This window comes from Luteibacter sp. 1214, assembly GCF_031455395.1.
Lineage (GTDB): Bacteria > Pseudomonadota > Gammaproteobacteria > Xanthomonadales > Rhodanobacteraceae > Luteibacter > Luteibacter mycovicinus.
Genome location: NZ_JAVDSQ010000007.1, coordinates 39,037 through 57,179 on the forward strand (window position 1 = coordinate 39,037; position 18,143 = coordinate 57,179).

The following is an 18,143-nucleotide window of genomic DNA, read 5'->3' on the forward strand; positions in this document are numbered from 1 at the left end:
GAGAAGTGAACCAGGGCTGCTACATCACCCCGCGGCATCCCGGACCGCCTGCGGAATCGGCACCGGCCGACCGGTCTTCGGATTGATCCAGACCATGGTGACGCTGCCGTCGCAATGGATCTTCGTCGCGTCGTCGCTGGTCACGATGCGGTGCCCCACCGTCATGGAACTGGTACCGATCCGGTTGACGTACAGCTCGACCTGGATGTCCGCCGGCCATTCGATCGGCAGGCGGTAGTTGAGTTCGCTGTGTGCCATCACCGGCGCGCCGTCCTCGCCGTACCACTTATCAGGGAGCTGCTGCAGCCACTTGATGCGGGCCTCCTGCAGATAGACCAGATAATTGGCATTGTTGACGTGGTTGTACGCGTCCAGATCCTGCCAACGGACTTCCATCGGTGTGATGAAGAGTGGCGTCGGTGCGGGCGGGTTCGAGGCTTCGGTGGTCATGCGCGTTTCTTCTTTTTCGCCGCCGGGGCGGCCTTGGCCGTGGAGGTCTTGGCAGGTGCTTTCGTGGCGGCGGTTTTCGCAGGGGCCTTGGCGGGCGCCTTGCCGGCAGGAACCTTGCCGGCCGCTGGCTTCGCCGTGGCTGGTTTCGCCGTGGTGCGCGCCGGTTTGAGGTGTGTCTTGAGGAACCGTCCCGTGTGCGACTCCGCTGTCGCGGCCACCGTTTCAGGCGTGCCGCTCACCAGGATGCGTCCACCGCCGGCACCCCCTTCGGGACCGAGGTCGACCAGCCAGTCGGCCGTCTTGATCACGTCGAGGTTGTGCTCGATGACCACCACGGTGTTGCCGTGGTCGACCAGCTTGTGCAGCACGTCGAGCAGCTGTTCGATGTCGTGGAAATGCAGGCCCGTGGTCGGTTCGTCGAGGATGTACAGCGTGCTGCCCGTGTCGCGCTTGGACAGCTCCTTCGACAGTTTGACGCGCTGCGCTTCACCACCGGAGAGCGTGGTCGCGCTCTGGCCGAGCTTGATGTAATCCAGGCCCACCGCGCGCAGGGTTTCGAGCTTGCGCGCGATCACCGGCACGTTCTCGAACAGCTTGAACGCGTCTTCCACCGTCATGCCGAGAACGTCGGCGATGGTGTGGCCCTTGTAGAGGACCTCCAGCGTCTCGCGGTTGTAGCGCTTGCCGTGGCAGACATCGCAGGGCACATACACGTCCGGCAGGAAGTGCATCTCGACCTTGATCATGCCGTCGCCTTCGCAGGCTTCGCAGCGGCCACCGCGCACGTTGAAGCTGAAACGGCCCGCCTGGTAACCGCGCTGACGCGACTCCGGCACCTGCGCATAGAGCTCGCGCAGCGGCGTGAACAGCCCGGTATACGTCGCCGGGTTGGACCGCGGCGTGCGGCCGATCGGTGACTGGTCGATATCGACGACCTTGTCGAACAGCTCCAGGCCCTCGATGGACTCGTGCGCTGCCGGCTGCTCGCCCGCACCGTTGAGTTCCATCGCGGCAAGGCGATAGAGCGTGTCGTTGATCAGCGTCGACTTGCCCGAGCCGGACACGCCGGTAACGCACGTAAACGTACCGACGGGGATGCGCACATCCACGTCCTTGAGGTTGTTACCGGTCGCGCCCTTGAGTTCGAGCCACTTGTCGTCGCGCGCTTCGCGGCGCTTCTTCGGCACGTCGATACCGCGCTCGCCCGTGAGGTACTTCGCCGTCACCGACGCCGGGTTGGCGAGCACCTGCTCGAGCGTGCCTTCGGCGACGATGTGACCGCCATGCACGCCGGCGCCGGGGCCGATGTCGAGCAGGTGGTCGGCCGCGCGGATCGCGTCCTCGTCATGCTCGACGACGATCACGGTATTGCCCAGGTCGCGCAGGCGGGTCAGGGTGCCCAGCAGGCGTTCGTTGTCGCGCTGATGCAGGCCGATCGACGGCTCGTCGAGCACGTACATTACGCCCACGAGACCGGCGCCGATCTGGCTGGCCAGTCGGATGCGCTGGGCTTCACCTCCGGACAGGGAATCGGCCTGACGGTCGAGCGTGAGGTAGTTGAGGCCGACGTCGTTGAGGAAGGTCAGCCGCTCGCGGATTTCCTTCACGATCTTGACCGCGATCTCGCCGCGCCAGCCGGGCAGCTTGAGGCCTTCGAAGAAGGCCAGCGCACGGTCGATCGCAAGCGAGGTCAGCTCGGGAATCGCGTGGTCCGCGACGAACACGTTGCGCGCCGAGGGATTCAGACGCTGCCCGCCGCAATCCGGGCAGGGGTGATCGGCGATGTAACGCGCCAGTTCCTCGCGGACGGCGGCGGACTCGGTCTCGCGATACCGGCGCTCGAGATTCGGCAGGATGCCCTCGAACTTGTGCTCGCGGGTGACCTTGCCGCCACGCTCGGTGATATAGCGGAACGGAATGACTTCCTTGCCCGAGCCGTTGAGTACGGCGTTCTGCACCGACTTCGGCAGCTCGCGCCACGGCGTTTCGGGATCGAAACCGTAGTGCTTGGCGAGCGAGACGATCAGCTGAAAATAATGCGCATTGCGGCGGTCCCAGCCGCGCACGGCGCCGCCGGCCAGGCTGAGCTCCGGATGGCCGACCACGCGCGTGCCGTCGAACACCTGGGTCACGCCCAGGCCGTCGCAGGTCGGGCAGGCGCCGACGGGCGAATTGAACGAGAACAGGCGTGGCTCGAGCTCCGGCAGCGAGTAGTCGCACATCGGGCAGGAGAAGCGCGACGAGAACAGCTGCTCGTCGGCTTTCTTGTCGTCCATGTCGACGAGGACGACGATGCCATCGCCGAGGCGCAGGGCGGTCTCGAACGACTCCGCGAGGCGCTGCTTGATGTCGTCGCGCGGACGGAAGCGGTCGATCACGGCTTCGATGGTGTGCTTCTGGCGCAGCGTCAGCGGCGGCACGGCGTCGAGGTCATAGACCTCGCCGTCCACGCGGGCACGGACGAAGCCCTGGGCGCGCAACTGGTCGAAGACCTGCACATGCTCGCCCTTGCGCTCGCGGATGACCGGCGCCAGCAACATCCAGCGCTTCTCGGGATCGAGCGCCATGGCCGTGTCCACCATCTGGCTGACCGTCTGGGCCTCCAGCGGAATGCCGTGATTCGGACAACGGGGCGTGCCGACCCGCGCGTAGAGCAGGCGCAGATAGTCGTATACCTCGGTGATCGTACCGACGGTGGATCGGGGGTTGTGGGAGGTCGACTTCTGCTCGATCGAGATGGCCGGAGAGAGGCCTTCGATCGTGTCCACGTCGGGCTTTTCCATCATCGAGAGGAACTGCCGCGCGTAGGCGGACAGTGACTCGACGTAGCGACGCTGGCCTTCGGCATAGATCGTGTCGAAAGCCAGCGAGGATTTGCCCGAACCGGACAGCCCCGTAATGACAATGAGCTTGTCACGGGGCAGGTCGAGGTCGATGTTCTTGAGATTGTGCGTGCGGGCGCCGCGGATGCGTATGCTGTCCATGTGCCGACATTAATGGGGGAAGCCCCCGACTATACCAAGGGTTTTTCGCCTTCATTCCGCGTCGACTTTTGACGGTTCATCACATTTGTTATTCCCAACGGGTCGGGGCTGCCGAAGGTGGGTCTGCACGATGGCGGAGGTCGGCTACCATGGCCGCCACCCCGGGGAGGGGCGAGTCACCCATCCGAAGAGGAAACACGCATGCGTAAGTGGACAGGGATCGCGGCCGGCCTGATGCTGGCGGCTTGTACGGGTCAGGCGTTCGCCGCGGCGCCGACCGAACAGCAGGTGCGCCAGCTGATGGACGTGGTCGGCATGGGCCGGATGCTCAGCCAGATGAACAGCCAGATGGCGGGTGTGATGCAGAGCGCCCTTCCGTGCGTGCCGGCCAGCTACTGGCAGGGCTTTGTCGACGCCAACGCGACCAACCAGCTGATCGGCCGCATGGTGCCGGTCTATCAGAAGCACTTCACGTCCGAAGATATCGACGGCCTGTTGAAGTTCTACCGTTCGCCGCTTGGCCAGAAGGTGATCACGCAGATGCCGGCGACCATGGCCGAGGGCATGCAGATCGGTAAGCAGTGGGGTCAGGAGCGCGGCCAGCAGATGATCGCCCAGCTGCAGACGCAGGGCACCCTGAATCCGCAGGGCCAGTGCCCGGCCAGCGGTGCGGCGGCCAAGCCCACTCCCGCACCGCCCGCCGCCACAAAGAAAAAATAACCCCCCTAAGCCGTCGGAGCGCGCCCCGCTAAGCGGTAGGAGCGCGCCCCGCGCGCGAACCCTCAGGCCCGCCCCGGCGAACGATGCCTTGCACACCATCAAGCCGGCTGTCCGGTCTCACGAAGCGGCTTAGGCTTCGAGCCGGACGTTCCCGGCGGGTCGCGCACGGGGTGCGCTCCTACAGTAAGTCTATGCCAGGCAAGGTTTTTTAGATTTTGCTGCCGATCAGGCCCTGCTGCACCCTTTCTCCCTTAACCACCTGATTGACCTTGCCTTTTCCCCTTGGCTATAATTCGCAGTTCGCACGACCCGTAACACCCTAAAAAGAACTACATAAACAGCAACAGGAAATAACCATGAGCTACGCAGTCATCAAGACCGGTGGCAAGCAGTATCGTGTGATGGCGGGCGAAATCCTGCGCGTCGAACTGCTCACCGCTGAAGTCGATTCCACCGTCCAGTTCGACCAGGTCCTCCTGGTGGGCGAAGGCGAGTCGATCACCGTCGGCGCCCCGCTGGTCGCCGGTGCCACCGTCAGCGCGAAGATTCGCGCCCACGGCCGCGCGGATAAGATCCGCATCGTCAAGTTCCGTCGTCGTAAGCACTACAAGCGTACGCAGGGACATCGTCAGCATTACACCGAAATCGAGATCACGGGCATCAACGCCTGATCTGCCGGAGGATATGAGTCATGGCACATAAAAAAGGCGTAGGTTCCAGCCGTAACGGTCGCGATTCGAACCCGAAGTATCTCGGTGTGAAGATCTATGGCGGCCAGGCTGTTGAAGCCGGCAACATCATCGTTCGTCAGCGCGGTACCAAGTTCCACGCTGGCGTGGGCGTCGGCCTCGGCCGCGACCACACCCTGTTCGCGCTGGTCGATGGCACGGTTGCCTTCAAGACCCGTGGCGACAAGGGTCGCAAGTTCGTCGACGTCGTCCAGGCGTAAGCCTTCCCCGACGCGATAACGAAGGCCCCGCCCACGGCGGGGCTTTTCGTTTGTAAAGCGGCATCACTTCTTCACCCAGGTTCCCCTTCCATGAAATTCGTCGACGAAGCGCAAATCAGAGTCTCGGCCGGTGACGGCGGCAACGGCTGCGTCAGCTTCCGTCGAGAGAAATTCATTCCCTTCGGTGGGCCGGATGGCGGTGACGGTGGCAGCGGTGGTTCCGTCTGGCTGGTGGCCGACGAGGGCCTCAACACCCTGGTCGACTTCCGTCACATGCGTTCGTTCAAGGCCAAGCGCGGCCAGGCGGGCATGGGTAGTCAGATGTACGGTAAGGGCGCCGACGATGTCGATGTCCGCGTGCCTGTCGGCACCATCATCATCAACGTCGACACCGACGAAGTCATTGGCGATCTTACGGCTCATGGCCAGCGTCTGAAGGTGGCGCAGGGTGGTCGTGGCGGTCTGGGCAATATCCATTTCAAGAGCTCGGTCAACCGTGCTCCGCGCAAGTTCACGCCGGGTACGCCGGGTGAGGTTCGCGACATCAAGCTCGAGCTGCGTCTGCTCGCGGATGTCGGCCTGCTGGGCTTCCCCAACGCCGGCAAGAGCACCTTCATCCGTGCGGTATCGGCGGCTACGCCGCGCGTGGCGGATTATCCGTTCACGACGCTGCACCCGAACCTGGGTGTCGTGCGCATCGGTACCGACCAGAGCTTCGTGATCGCCGATATTCCCGGCATCATCGAGGGTGCGGCCGACGGCGCCGGCCTCGGTATCCAGTTCCTGCGTCACGTATCGCGTACCAGCCTGCTCCTGCATGTGGTCGACATCCAGCCGATCGACGGCTCGGATCCGGTGGAGCAGGTGCGTACGATCGAAAAAGAACTCGCCAATTTCGATGCCGAGCTGGTCGAGCGTCCGCGCTGGCTGGTGATCAACAAGTCGGACGTCATTGATGACGAGGACGAGCTGAAGGCGAAAGTCGACGAGATCATCGCGCGTCTGGAATGGACGGCGCCGTGGTTCGTGGTCTCGGCAGCTGGCGAGATCGGTACGCGTGATGTGTGCCTGCAGGTGCAGCAGTTCTTCGATGCCGAGCGGGCGAAGCAGCGCGATCGCAGCGAAGAGCGCGATGACGTGAGGCTGCGCGGGGAATAAAAGGCATGCGGGCTCGATGAGCCCGCCCGACCTGTAGGAGCGCGCCCTGCGCGCGAGCTCTTCACCGGGCGCCGGAAGATTGCACGCCAGCGCCCGGCGCTCGGCCTCAAAAGATGTCGCGCGCGGGGCGCGCTCCTACAGGAAGCAAGAAACAGGAAACAAAAAAGCCGGCGTAAGCCGGCTTTTCTGCGAACAGCGATGTCGCGCAGGCTTTACGCCAGGTCGCGGATCTTCGCGTTCAGGCGGCTCTTGTGGCGAGCAGCCTTGTTCTTGTGGATCAGGCCGCGGGCAGCGTAACGATCCATCACCGGCACGGCGATGGCGTACGCGCTGACTGCGCCAGCCTTATCCTTGGCGTCGATCGCCTTGACGACCTTCTTCAGTGCGGAACGCACCATGGAACGCGCGCTGACGTTGCGCAGACGGCGCTGCTCCGACTGACGCGCACGCTTCTTCGCGGACTTGATGTTGGCCAAGGTGAAGCTCCAGAGTTCGGTTGGTTTTAAGAAAGACGCCCATTTTGATGCCAAACGCCGGGCGCGTCAATAGCTTAGAGCCCGCACGGGCGTACCCGACGGTTGATCGGGCGAGGTGCCCGGGAATTTCCAGACGGCGGACTGTCCTCCGCCGGGGGCTCGCTGTCAAACTAGGGGTTTGATCCAGCCTCCAAGGCAGCCCCTCCCCGGATGAAAACCCCTAGCCTTCTTCGCGGCATGCTCTCCTTCAGCAGCATGACCATGGTGTCCCGCGTGCTCGGCCTGGTGCGGGACATGGCGATCAGCCACTCCTTCGGTGCCAATGCCGCGACCGACGCCTTCTGGGTCGCATTTCGCATTCCGAACTTCATGCGCCGCCTGTTCGCCGAGGGCTCCTTCTCGACCGCGTTCGTGCCGGTTTTCACCGAGGTCAAGGAAACACGTACGCATGAGGACCTGAAAGACCTCATGGCGAAAACCTCCGGCACGCTGGGCGGCATCCTGCTCATCGTGGTGGCGCTGGGTGTGATCTTCGCGCCCCAGGTGACGGCGCTGTTTTCGCCGGGCGCGGTGGATGACCCCGCGAAATTCGGCCTCACCGTCGACCTCCTGCGGCTGACGTTTCCGTTTCTCCTGTTCGTCTCGCTGACGGCGTTGAGTGGTGGCGCGCTCAACAGCTTCCATCGCTTCGGCCTGCCGGCCCTGACGCCGGTGATCCTCAACCTGTGCATGATCGGCGGCGCCCTCTGGCTGGCGCCGCATCTGCATACGCCGATCATGGCGATGGGCTGGGCTATCCTGATCGCGGGTTTCCTGCAGCTGGTGTTCCAGTTGCCGACGCTGCGTCGCCTGGATCTGTTGTCCATGCCGCGCTGGGGCTGGAAGTCGCCGGACGTGCGCCGGATCATGACCCTGATGGTGCCGACGCTGTTCGGCTCGTCGGTGGCTCAGATCAATCTTCTGCTGGACACCGTGATCGCGTCGCTGCTGATCGCCGGTTCGCAGAGCTGGCTGTCCCAGGCCGACCGGTTTCTCGAGCTTCCCCTGGGCGTTTTCGGCGTGGCGCTGGGCACGGTCATCCTGCCTTCGCTGTCACGCCACCATGTGGCCACTGACAAGGATGGCTTCTCCCGGGCACTGGACTGGGGTCTGCGTACGACGCTGCTGATCGCGGTGCCGGCCATGTTCGCGTTGATGCTCCTGTCGTTCCCGCTCGTGGCGACGCTGTTCCAGAACGGCCGTTTCACCGCCTTCGACACCAAGATGGCCTCGATGTCGATCACCGCGCTGAGCTTCGGCCTGCCGGCTTTCGCCCTGGTCAAGGTGGTGCTGCCCGCGTTCTACGCGCGCAAGGACACGAAGACACCCGTCCGCGCGGGCGTCGCGTCGCTCGTTGCCAACATGGTCTTCAATGTCGGCTTCCTGGCACTCCTGTTCTTCCTCTGGGCCACGCCGGAGCAGAAGGCCGGGTCGTGGATGGCGGCGCTCGCCGCCATCCCGGGTCTGCACATGGCGCTGGGCATGGCCAGCGCTCTGGCCAGCTACCTCAACCTTGCGCTGCTCTGGCGCTGGCTGGGTAAGGCCGGTGTATACACCCGCCAGCCGGGCTGGGGCCGGCATATCGCGCGGCTGGCCGTCGCCTGCGGGGTGATGATCGCGGTGCTGCTGACCGGCCTGCATATCTGGCCGGAATGGAGCGGCGTGGAGAAGTGGGTGCGCGTCTGGCGCCTGGCCATCCTGGTGGTGGCAGGGGGCGGGGCCTACGTGACGGCCTTGTTCGCCCTCGGATTCCGTCTGCGCGACCTGCGCGCGCGTTGAGCGGCTCATCCGGCGTCTCCACGTCGCATTGTGCGGCGCAATGGGGCCGCTATACTGGCCCGATGGCTTTTATTCCGCATCGATTCCAGGGCGCTCACGCATGACGCTGCGACTGCACCGCGACGTCGACGGACCGTGCCTCGCCCCCCAGGGCAGCGTGGTGGCGATCGGCGCGTTCGACGGCCTTCATCTCGGCCATCAGGCCATCCTCGCCGAGGTCCGGACACGGGCTGAGGCAAAGGGCCTCACGCCGGCCGTCATCTCGTTCGAGCCGCTGCCGCGCGCCTTCTTTTCGAAGGAGCCGGTGCCACGTCTGTCCGGCGTCCGCGAAAAAGCGGAAGGCATGACCGCCGCCGGTATCGCCGAACTTCTGTCCCTTCGCTTTGACGAAGCGCTGACCCAGATGTCCGCCGAGGATTTTGTCCGCCGCGTCATCGTCGGCCGGCTGGCCGCCCGTGAAGTCTGGGTGGGCGAAGACTTCCGCTTCGGTCACCGCCGCGGCGGCGACTTCGCCCTCCTGCGGTCGATGGGTGACGAACTCGGCTTTACCGCGCACGCGGTCTCGCCGGTGATGGTCGAGGGCGAACGCGTGTCTTCCAGCAAGGTGCGCACCCTGCTGGCGGAAAGCCGCTTCGCCGACGCCGCGACTCTGCTCGGACGGCCCTTCATCATCGAAGGCCATGTCGAGCACGGTAAGCAGCTGGGCCGTACGCTCGGTTATCCCACCGCCAACGTGCACCTGCCCGAGCGGGTCAGTCCCGTGCGCGGCATTTTCGCCGTGCGTATCGGGGTGGGCGAGGGCCCTTGCAGCTGGCCCGGCGTGGCCAGCCTGGGCGTCCGCCCGACCGTGAACGAGGTGGCGGAGCCGTTGCTCGAAGCGCATCTGTTCGACTTTTCCGGCGACCTCTACGGTATGCGCATCGCGGTGGAGTTCGTCCGGAAACTGCGTGACGAAGAAAAATTCGACGGCCTCGACGCCCTGATCGCGCAAATGCGCCAGGACGAGATCGCCGCCCGGCAGGCCCTTGGCATGAACCCCATACTTGTCGATGCATGACGGAACGCGCCTGACGCGCGTCCGCCCCGAAACCCACGGTTGCCAGCGATGACCCAGGATTACAAAAACACCATCAACCTGCCGCAGACGGACTTCCCGATGCGCGGCGACCTGCCCAAGCGCGAGCCGACCTGGCTCGCCACTTGGGAGCGTGTGGGCCGCTATGCGCAGATCCAGGCGAAGGCCGCGGGTCGCGACAAGGTGTTCGTGCTGCACGACGGCCCGCCCTATGCCAACGGCGCCATTCACCTGGGCCACGCGGTCAACAAGGTGCTGAAGGACGTCGTCGTCAAGTCGAAGCTGATGGCCGGTTACCGCGCCCCGTACGTGCCGGGCTGGGATTGCCACGGCCTGCCGATCGAAATCGCCATCGAAAAGAAGTTCGGCAAGGCGGGCGACAAGCTCGACGCCGCCGCGTTCCGGCAGAAATGCCGCGAGTACGCGATGGCGCAGATCGACCTGCAGCGCGCCGACTTCAAGCGTCTCGGTGTGCTTGGCGACTGGGAAAAGCCGTACCGTACCCTCGACTTCACCTATGAGGCCGACATGATCCGCGCGCTGGCGCGCATCGTCGATAACGGCCATGTCGTGCGCGGCGCCAAGCCCGTGTACTGGTGCTTCGACTGCGGTTCCGCACTGGCCGAGGCGGAGATCGAATACGCCGAGCGCACGTCGCCGGCCGTCGATGTCGCCTATGACGCCGTGTACCCGAAAGACCTCGGTGCCGAGTTTGGCGTCGACGTGGGCGACGCCATTGTCGCCGTGCCCATCTGGACGACGACGCCGTGGACGCTGCCGTCCAGCCAGGCCGTGTCGCTGGGTGGCGAGATCGAATACTCGCTGGTCGAAGGCCCGTCGCGCGATGGCAAGCGGGTGCTGCTGGTGATCGCCTCGGCGCTCGCCGCGAAGGCGCTCGCCCGTTATGGCGTCGAAACCGCCACCGTGCTCGGCCACGTACAGGGCGCCGTGCTCGAGAACAAGCCGCTGCGTCATCCGTTCTATGACAAGCAGGTGCCGGTCATCCTCGGCGATCACGTGTCGGACGAAGACGGTACCGGTGCGGTGCACACCTCGCCCGATCACGGCGCGGAGGATTTCGCCGTTGGCCAGAACTACGGCATCGGTACGCTCAATTACGTCGACGGTCGCGGCGTCTATCGCGCCGACCTGCCGCTGATCGGCGACGTGTCGCTCGCCGGCACGCACATCTGGAAGGCCAACGACCAGATCGTCGAGCTGCTGCGCGGCCATGGCGTTCTGCTCGCTTTCGCCAAGCTCACGCACAGCTATCCGCATTGCTGGCGCCACAAGACGCCGGTGATCTATCGCGCCACCCCGCAGTGGTTCATCGGTATGGAAACGGCCGGCCTGCGCAAGACCGCGCTGAGCTCGATCAAGTCCGTGCGCTGGGTGCCGGGCTGGGGCGAAGAGCGCATCGCCGGCATGGTCGATGGCCGTCCCGACTGGTGCATCTCGCGTCAGCGCACGTGGGGCGTGCCGATCACTCTGTTCATCGACAAGAACACGCATGAGCCGCATCCGGACTCCGTCGCGCTGATGGAGAAAGTCGCGAAGAAGGTCGCACAGGAGGGCATCGACTGCTGGTTCACGCTGGATCCGCGCGAGCTGATCGGCGACGACGCGGACAACTACGAGAAAGTGACCGACGTGCTCGACGTCTGGTTCGACTCGGGTACGAGCCACTTCGCTGTGATCGGCGCGCGTCCCGAACTGCAGGCGGGTGACGCGAGCGAATACAAGGTCATGTATCTCGAGGGCTCGGATCAGCATCGCGGCTGGTTCCAGTCGTCGCTGCTCACGTCGGCGGCCATCCACGGCCGCGCGCCATACGACCATGTGCTCACCCACGGCTTCACCGTGGACGCGCAGGGCCGCAAGATGTCCAAGTCGCTGGGCAACGGCATCGAGCCACAGGACATCATGAAGACCCTCGGCGCGGACATCCTGCGTCTGTGGATCTGCTCGACCGATTACCGCAACGAGATGTCGCTGTCGGACGAGATCCTGAAGCGCGTGGCGGACACGTATCGTCGCATCCGCAACACGGTCCGTTTTCTGCTCGGCAACCTCGATGGCTTCGATCCGGACAAGCACCTGCTTGCCACGGACGCGTGCCTCGATCTGGATCGCTGGGCGGTGCAGCAGGCGGCCGATACGCAGGCGGCGATCGTCGCCGCGTACGAGCGTTACGACTTCCCGGAGATCGTGCAGCGCGTGCAGAACTTCTGCACCACCGAGCTGGGCGCGCTTTATCTGGACATCACCAAGGACCGGCTCTACACGATGCCGACCGACAGCCGCGGTCGCCGCAGCGCACAGAGTGCGATGTATCGCATCGCCGAGGCGATGGTCCGCTGGCTGGCACCGATCATGACCTTCACGGCGGAAGAGGCCTGGGTCCTGCTGCCCGGCACGCGTGACGAATCGCCGCTGTTCGAGACCTGGTACGAGGGTCTGGACACGCATCAGGACGGTGAAACGCGCGGCTGGTGGGGCAAGCTGCTCGCCATTCGCGAGACCGCGTCGCGTGCGCTCGAGGGCATGCGTAAGGCCGGCCAGATCGGCGCGTCGCTGGACGCGACCCTGACGCTGCACGCGGACAAGGAAACCCAGGTCGCTCTGGCCGCGTCCGCTCCGGAGCTGCGGTTCTTCTTCATCACCTCGGCGGTCACGCTGGCGGACCTCGAGGGTCGGCCGGCCTCGGCGGAGCGCGTCGAGCTCGAGGGGGCGGAGGTGTATGTCGCCGCCGCGGTCAGCGAGGACGTGAAGTGCATCCGTTGCTGGCACCATCGTCCCGACGTCGGCGTCGACCCGGCTCACCCCGAGATCTGCGGTCGCTGCGTCGAGAACGTCACGGGGCAGGGCGAAGACCGCCGCTGGTTCTGACGAGTCCGCCCGACCCGAACCACCCGTGCCGCCGCTCCGGCGGCACGGGACGCTCCGTTTCACATGGCTGAATGCATGACTGTACGTCCCAAACCGAACGCCTTGTCCTGGCTCTGGCTCGCCGCCGCCATGATCGTGCTCGACCAGCTGAGCAAGTGGTGGGCCCTCACGGCCCTGCAGCCGGCCGAGACACCGCATCCGGTGATCCCCGGCATCCTGAACTGGACGCTGACCTTCAACACCGGCGCCGCGTTCAGTTTCCTGGCGGACAGCGCCGGGTGGCAACGCTGGTTCTTCGTCGTCCTGGCCGCCGTCATCAGCGGCACGCTGGGGGTCTGGTTGTCGCGTACGCCGCGGAACGACTGGCGCACGGCGCTGCCGCTGGCCCTGATCGTCGGTGGGGCGCTCGGTAACGTCATCGACCGCCTCCATGCGGCCAAGGTCACCGATTTCATCCAGGTATTCATCGGCAGCTACCCCTTTCCGGTCTTCAACGTCGCGGATTCGTCCATCTGCGTGGGAGCGGCGGCCCTGATCGTGTTCAGCCTGTTCAGCGGCCCGCAGAAGCCCGACGTGCGATAATCGCGGGGTCCGGCGGCTTCGGCCGCCACCGCTCATCTCGAGGTCCCCTTGGACATCCTTCTCGCCAATCCCCGTGGTTTCTGCGCCGGCGTCGATCGTGCCATCGCGATCGTGGAGCGCGCCCTGGAGTCATACGGCGCCCCAATCTACGTCCGCCATGAAGTCGTCCACAATCGGTTCGTGGTCGAGCGCCTGCGCGCCGATGGCGCCGTGTTCGTGGAAGAGCTGGACGAAGTGCCCGACGGCTCCACGGTGATCTTCAGCGCGCACGGCGTGCCCAAGGCCGTCCGTGAGGAAGCCGACCGCCGCGCCCTGAATGTCTTCGACGCCACGTGCCCCCTGGTCACCAAGGTGCACATGGAGGTCGCGCGGCTCGGTCGCGCCGGTCATGACGTGATCCTGATCGGCCATGCCGGTCACCCCGAAGTGCAGGGGACGATGGGCCAGTGGAACCGCGCGAACGCGGGTCGTATCTATCTGGTCGAGTCGGTCGAGGATGTCGCCGATCTCTCGCCGTCGCAGCCCGACAAGCTCGCCTTCGTCACGCAGACCACGCTCTCGGTGGACGACACCATCGCCATCATCGCGGCGCTGCGTGCGAAGTTCGTCGCCATCGAAGGTCCGCGTAAGGACGACATCTGTTACGCGACGCAGAACCGGCAGGACGCCGTGCGCCGTCTCGCCGACGCCGTGGACCTGGTGCTGGTGGTCGGTTCGATCAACAGCTCCAACTCCAATCGGCTGAAAGAGCTGGCGGAGAAGCAGGGCGTCACCTCCTATCTGATCGACGGCGCCGAGCACATCGATCGCCAGTGGCTCGAGGGCACGACCCGCATCGGTGTCACCGCGGGCGCGTCCGCGCCCGAGAAACTGGTGCAGGAAGTGATCGCGCGGCTGCAGTCGTGGGGCGCGGGCAGCGTGCGTGAGCTGGACGGTGAAGCCGAAAACATCACCTTCGCGCTGCCGAAGGAACTGCGTCTGGCCAGTTGAGGGCTTGCGCCTCGGGCCAAGCTTCCCTAGAATTCCGCTTCTCGCCGGAATAGCTCAGTTGGTAGAGCGCGTCATTCGTAATGATGAGGTCGTAGGTTCGATTCCTATTTCCGGCACCATGATTTCTCCCGAACTGCCGCCGAGCGGTTCCGGGGACAGCAAAAAACCCGCTGATGCGGGTTTTTTTGTGCCTGCGTGACCCGCGTCGCCTGCGCGGGGCCTATGCGGCGAGGCGCGATTCGTTCGAGAGATAGCGCAGACCGATCGCCAGCGCCATGTCATAGCTGGCCATGGTGTCGCCCGGTACCACGACACTTGCCAGGCAGGGATGGCCGGGGACGAGTTCCGACGCGTCCGATGCATCGCTGTCGTCGTGCACTTCGATGTAGGGCACGGGCAACGCGGCGAGCGCATCGCGCAGCTGAGCGACATCGCCGTCGGGTACATCGTTGGCGTCGACATCGATCAGCACGAGGTCCGCATGGTCGGACGACGATCGCCCGATATGACCCGTCAGCTCGGGAAAGTCGCTGCACGGACGCCACAGAAGGTCGACGCCCGATGCCTGAGCACGCTCCCACAAACGCCACATGGCGTGCTCGGCGCATGTGGCGTTGGTGGGCCCGCGACGCGGTGCGGTGATCACGACGATCGACATCGGTGGCGACTCCATGGAGGGGAAGCCAGTATCCGGGCGTCGTGCGTAAAAACGCTGCGCGAGCGGGGCGCTTTTCGGGTAACGACGTCGTAAATATTACGTCCGCTGCCTGACCATCTCGTCGTTGAACTGCTTGAAGAAGCCGTCGAACTTGCCGCTTGCTTCAGCGAACCGCAACGGCTTGACCCGCTCGACCAGGATCTCGTGCGCCTCCGGCTGCGATTCGAGCAGCGTCATGACTTCGGCGATGAATTCGTCCAGCGGCATCGCGTGCGGGTCGTTCTTCTGGTGTTCGCCCATCAGTTCGGTCTGGACATAAGGCGGCACGATCTCCAGCACCTTCACGCTCGTGTCTTTCAGCTGATATCGCAAGGAATTCGTATACGAATGGATCGCGGCCTTCGTGGCGCAGTACGTCGGCGTCAGCGACAGGGGCATGAACGCGAGGCCCGACGACACGGTGACGACGGTCGCTTTCGGCTGCGCCAGCAGGTGGTCGATCAGCGCGGCGTTGAGCCGGATGGGCCCGAGCAGGTTGGTGGCGATCGTCGACTCGGCGGTATCCGTCGCACCGGACTTCGTGTCCTCGGGACGCATGATGCCGGCGTTGTGGATGACGACATTGAGGGCCGGATGCTCGCGCTTCACCTGTTCGGCGAAACGCACGATCGCCGCGGGGTCCTCGATGTCGAGCAGGGCGGATGCCATGCCCGGGTTCGCCGCCGTGGTCTCGTCGAGTACCGACTGGCGCCGCCCGGCGATGATGACCTGATTGCCATGCGCGTGGAACGCCTCCGCCAGCGCTCGGCCAATGCCCGAGCCGCCGCCGGTGATGAGGATCGTATTGCCCTTGATGTCCATGAGTTTCTCGCTGGTGGGAAGGGAGTTGGCAGGCTAGACTCGTTACGAACCAATGGAAAGTAGGCCCCCGAAAGTTCCATACTTACCATCCGGTAACCATGAGGAATGGCGCCATGTCCGCGACATCGAAATCGAAGCCACGCTACGACGAGCCCTGTCGTGCGTTGGGTGAAGAGCGCACCGAGCCCGAACTCGATGCATTGGTGAGGGACATCATCGGTCGGGTCGCCGACCGCTGGACCATGGTCTGCCTCGAGGTGCTGGCGGACCATGGCCGCCTGCGGTTTGGCCGGCTGGCCGACCTCATGGGTGACGTCAGCCAGAAAATGCTGACCAAGACCTTGCGCCAGATGGAGGCCGATGGCCTGGTGACTCGCACCGTCTACCCCGTCGTGCCGCCACGCGTCGAATACGAGCTGACGCCGATCGGTCTGAGCCTGGGCGCCGCGTTCTGCAGCGTCTGGTTATGGGCCGAAGAGCATCACGACGCGATCGTCGCGTCGCGCGCCGCTTTCCAGGCGCGCGAATCGGACGACTGATCGGCTACGCTTGGCTTTCCACACAGGGAGTGAGTCATGGAAGGCAGGTTCGAAACCGCGCGGTTGTACGTCGATGGCCTGACATCCGGCGATGCCGCCCTACTGTTTGCCTACCGTGGCGACGAGGCCGTCGCGCGTTACCAGGGCTGGCGGCCTGCGGACGAAGCCGAGGCGGCGGACTTCATCCGCAGGCAAGCGGCTCAGGTGTTCGGTGAGCCCGGCAGCTGGTGCCAGCTGGCCATCCGCGATCGTGTCACCCGGGAGCTTCTTGGCGACCTCGGCGTGCATTTTCCCGCGGGAACGGACGATCCGATCGAGTTCGGTATATCGCTCCGGCCCGAGAAACAGGGCATGGGCTACGCACGCGAAGCCATGGCAGCCGCCCTCGATCGTGCTTTCCGGGAGTGGGGCTACCGCCGTGCCGTCGGCTCGGTCGATCCCCGTAACGTCAGCAGCATTGCCTTGCTGCAGTCGCTGGGATTTCGCCAGGAGGCCCATCACGTGGAAAGCTACCGTTTCCGCGGCGAGTGGGTCGATGACGTCATCTATGCGCTGCTGGCGCGCGAGTGGTCCGGACGTCCCTGACCCGGCGCTCAGTCGCGCATGAGGCCGAGCAAGTCGTTTGGGTCCCTGGGCGGGTCGCGCGGCTACCGTTCTATAGCCGGAGGCCATGCATTTTTGCGCCCAAACGGCAGTGCGATATGCACTTTCGGGCGCCGTGGGCTCTCATGACGCGGCGGATGACTCAGGCAGCGGCCAGGCGAGCCAGCACGGCGGCGCTGGGGGGCGCGAGGTGGCCCAGGGCGGCAGGCGGGAGGAAACGCCAGTCCGTCAGGCGGCGGGGCAGGCGTGCGTCCCGCCAGGCGTCTCGCAGGCTGAGCGCGGCCGCCTCCGCCGTGTCGAAGCGACCGATTTCCGTCGTATCGCGCAGGGCACGCCAACGGTGTCCATGGCGGACGATGCGAAAGACGGCATTGGCGGCGGTAAATACGTATTGCGCGAGCACAGGAACACTCCAGGTGGACCGGCGCTATTGTGGCCGCCGGTCCGTGACCGCTTTGTTATCCCGAGGCTACGTCGCGGTGTCGGCGCGTACCCCGTTGTGAACCCTGGTCGGGCCTACTTCGGTGCCTTCGCGGGGACGAACGGGGAAACCGGATCGCTGCCATCCATACTTTCCTCGAGGGCGTGGTCGAGGTTGTCGCTGGCCTTGTCCTTGCGCGACTGCTTTTCCGCCGCGGTTTCCTTGTGGTCAGGCTGGCCGTGGTCGGGATGGGTGACGTCCTGGCGGTCGTGGGTCATGGGGTGGATCCTCTGCAGGTGATGTCACCATGGAGCGCCGACCTGCGTGAACACCGCGTCGGGCGGCCGTCGAGATGCCGCTTATCGGCAATTTCTGACCGCGTGTCGGCGATAACTTGCAGCCGGAAGTGGCTCGACTAGTCTGCAAAGTGCCGGATAGGGTCCAGCAGGGGGTTCAGGGTGAGGAAGTCGCCGTCGCGTCGCGCCGTGGAAGGCGTGTCGCTTATCGAAGTCATGGTCGCGATCCTGGTGTTCAGCATCGGGTTGCTGGGCATCGCCATGCTCCAGATGCGCGGAGCGCAGTTCACTAAGGAGTCGGGCTCGCGCACGAGCGCGATCATCCTGGCGCGTAGCCTGGCGGACGCGATGCGGGCCAATCCCGGCGGGGCTCATCCGGCGGGTGGGGTGGCTAACAGCGCCTACTTGTACGACGGCAAAACCGCTTACACGGCGGCCGACTGCGCCTCCACCACACTGGACACTCCAGCCAATGTCGCCCAACGCGACCTCGCGTGCTGGCGCGTCGCTTTGGGCAATGCGCTGCCCGCGCCGGCCGATAACAAACCGCTGGCCACCGTGACCGCCGACAACACCCTTGGAACGCTGATTGTCACGGTGTCATGGACAGGCGTTCGGGACGACACCGCAGGCGATCCGAACCAGTCCTACACGTTCAGCTACCTCCAGTGACA

Annotated in this window: 19 protein-coding genes and 1 tRNA gene; 13 read left to right on the forward strand and 7 right to left on the reverse strand. The window is 65.0% G+C overall.

Features of this window, described 5'->3' with window-relative positions:
- Window positions 1-24: 24 nt before the first annotated feature.
- Window positions 25-450 (reverse strand): thioesterase family protein, encoded by a 426-nt coding sequence (locus tag J2X57_RS15505; protein WP_090350781.1) that lies wholly within the window; start codon window positions 448-450, stop codon window positions 25-27.
- Window positions 447-3,434 (reverse strand): excinuclease ABC subunit UvrA, encoded by a 2,988-nt coding sequence (gene uvrA / locus J2X57_RS15510; protein WP_309868508.1) that lies wholly within the window; start codon window positions 3,432-3,434, stop codon window positions 447-449. Before uvrA ends, J2X57_RS15505 begins: the two co-directional genes overlap by 4 nt.
- 201 nt (window positions 3,435-3,635) lie before the next feature.
- Here uvrA and J2X57_RS15515 point away from each other — a divergent pair, with 201 nt between their 5' ends.
- The 4 genes from J2X57_RS15515 to cgtA all read left to right on the forward strand — a co-directional run bounded on the left by J2X57_RS15515 (window position 3,636) and on the right by cgtA (window position 6,261).
- Window positions 3,636-4,154, forward strand: coding sequence for a DUF2059 domain-containing protein (locus tag J2X57_RS15515; RefSeq protein ID WP_309868510.1), 519 nt, complete (start codon window positions 3,636-3,638; stop codon window positions 4,152-4,154).
- A 356-nt stretch (window positions 4,155-4,510) separates the two neighbouring features.
- The gene (gene rplU / locus J2X57_RS15520) at window positions 4,511-4,825 is read left to right on the forward strand and encodes a 50S ribosomal protein L21 (RefSeq protein WP_036111437.1); all 315 of its coding nucleotides are present in this window, start codon (window positions 4,511-4,513) and stop codon (window positions 4,823-4,825) included.
- Window positions 4,826-4,845: 20 nt separating this feature from the next.
- The gene (gene rpmA, locus J2X57_RS15525; protein WP_036111438.1) at window positions 4,846-5,103 is read left to right on the forward strand and encodes a 50S ribosomal protein L27; all 258 of its coding nucleotides are present in this window, start codon (window positions 4,846-4,848) and stop codon (window positions 5,101-5,103) included.
- Window positions 5,104-5,193: 90 nt separating this feature from the next.
- Window positions 5,194-6,261: an Obg family GTPase CgtA gene (gene cgtA / locus J2X57_RS15530; protein ID WP_036111440.1), complete on the forward strand. Its 1,068-nt coding sequence runs from the start codon at window positions 5,194-5,196 to the stop codon at window positions 6,259-6,261.
- Between the two features lie 212 nt (window positions 6,262-6,473).
- Here cgtA and rpsT read toward each other — a convergent pair whose 3' ends face one another.
- Window positions 6,474-6,737 (reverse strand): 30S ribosomal protein S20, encoded by a 264-nt coding sequence (rpsT, locus tag J2X57_RS15535; protein ID WP_036111443.1) that lies wholly within the window; start codon window positions 6,735-6,737, stop codon window positions 6,474-6,476.
- A 210-nt stretch (window positions 6,738-6,947) separates the two neighbouring features.
- On the opposite strand from rpsT, the gene murJ reads away from it, so the two are divergent.
- From murJ to J2X57_RS15565, 6 genes are all read left to right on the forward strand, one after another.
- On the forward strand, window positions 6,948-8,555 hold the full coding sequence (gene murJ, locus J2X57_RS15540) for a murein biosynthesis integral membrane protein MurJ (protein ID WP_309868519.1): 1,608 nt from the start codon (window positions 6,948-6,950) through the stop codon (window positions 8,553-8,555).
- A gap of 100 nt (window positions 8,556-8,655) precedes the next feature.
- Entirely contained in the window at window positions 8,656-9,612 is a 957-nt protein-coding gene (locus J2X57_RS15545) for a bifunctional riboflavin kinase/FAD synthetase (protein ID WP_043695177.1), read from the forward strand.
- A 48-nt stretch (window positions 9,613-9,660) separates the two neighbouring features.
- Complete coding sequence (ileS, locus tag J2X57_RS15550; RefSeq protein WP_043695174.1) at window positions 9,661-12,519, forward strand: isoleucine--tRNA ligase; 2,859 nt, start codon at window positions 9,661-9,663, stop codon at window positions 12,517-12,519.
- 75 nt (window positions 12,520-12,594) lie between these two features.
- On the forward strand, window positions 12,595-13,101 hold the full coding sequence (gene lspA, locus J2X57_RS15555) for a signal peptidase II (protein WP_036111449.1): 507 nt from the start codon (window positions 12,595-12,597) through the stop codon (window positions 13,099-13,101).
- Between the two features lie 48 nt (window positions 13,102-13,149).
- Window positions 13,150-14,091: a 4-hydroxy-3-methylbut-2-enyl diphosphate reductase gene (gene ispH / locus J2X57_RS15560; protein WP_036111451.1), complete on the forward strand. Its 942-nt coding sequence runs from the start codon at window positions 13,150-13,152 to the stop codon at window positions 14,089-14,091.
- A gap of 43 nt (window positions 14,092-14,134) precedes the next feature.
- Window positions 14,135-14,210, forward strand: a tRNA-Thr gene (locus tag J2X57_RS15565).
- Window positions 14,211-14,311: 101 nt separating this feature from the next.
- On the opposite strand, the gene J2X57_RS15570 is transcribed toward J2X57_RS15565, so the two are convergent.
- Together J2X57_RS15570 and J2X57_RS15575 are read right to left on the reverse strand one after the other, a co-directional pair.
- Window positions 14,312-14,749: a hypothetical protein gene (locus J2X57_RS15570; protein WP_309868522.1), complete on the reverse strand. Its 438-nt coding sequence runs from the start codon at window positions 14,747-14,749 to the stop codon at window positions 14,312-14,314.
- 96 nt (window positions 14,750-14,845) lie between these two features.
- The gene (locus tag J2X57_RS15575; protein WP_309868524.1) at window positions 14,846-15,610 is read right to left on the reverse strand and encodes an SDR family oxidoreductase; all 765 of its coding nucleotides are present in this window, start codon (window positions 15,608-15,610) and stop codon (window positions 14,846-14,848) included.
- A gap of 113 nt (window positions 15,611-15,723) precedes the next feature.
- Between J2X57_RS15575 and J2X57_RS15580 the strand changes: the two genes are divergently transcribed.
- Both J2X57_RS15580 and J2X57_RS15585 read left to right on the forward strand, forming a co-directional pair.
- On the forward strand, window positions 15,724-16,149 hold the full coding sequence (locus J2X57_RS15580; protein ID WP_079522215.1) for a helix-turn-helix domain-containing protein: 426 nt from the start codon (window positions 15,724-15,726) through the stop codon (window positions 16,147-16,149).
- A 36-nt stretch (window positions 16,150-16,185) separates the two neighbouring features.
- Window positions 16,186-16,734: a GNAT family protein gene (locus tag J2X57_RS15585; protein ID WP_309868526.1), complete on the forward strand. Its 549-nt coding sequence runs from the start codon at window positions 16,186-16,188 to the stop codon at window positions 16,732-16,734.
- A 160-nt stretch (window positions 16,735-16,894) separates the two neighbouring features.
- On the opposite strand, the gene J2X57_RS15590 is transcribed toward J2X57_RS15585, so the two are convergent.
- Both J2X57_RS15590 and J2X57_RS15595 read right to left on the reverse strand, forming a co-directional pair.
- Window positions 16,895-17,155 carry a hypothetical protein gene (locus J2X57_RS15590; RefSeq protein WP_051943396.1) on the reverse strand — a complete coding sequence of 87 codons (261 nt, stop codon included), beginning with the start codon at window positions 17,153-17,155 and terminating at the stop codon, window positions 16,895-16,897.
- Between the two features lie 113 nt (window positions 17,156-17,268).
- Complete coding sequence (locus J2X57_RS15595; RefSeq protein ID WP_036111460.1) at window positions 17,269-17,451, reverse strand: hypothetical protein; 183 nt, start codon at window positions 17,449-17,451, stop codon at window positions 17,269-17,271.
- A 207-nt stretch (window positions 17,452-17,658) separates the two neighbouring features.
- On the opposite strand from J2X57_RS15595, the gene pilV reads away from it, so the two are divergent.
- Window positions 17,659-18,141, forward strand: coding sequence for a type IV pilus modification protein PilV (gene pilV / locus J2X57_RS15600; RefSeq protein WP_255358870.1), 483 nt, complete (start codon window positions 17,659-17,661; stop codon window positions 18,139-18,141).
- Window positions 18,142-18,143: the final 2 nt, after the last annotated feature.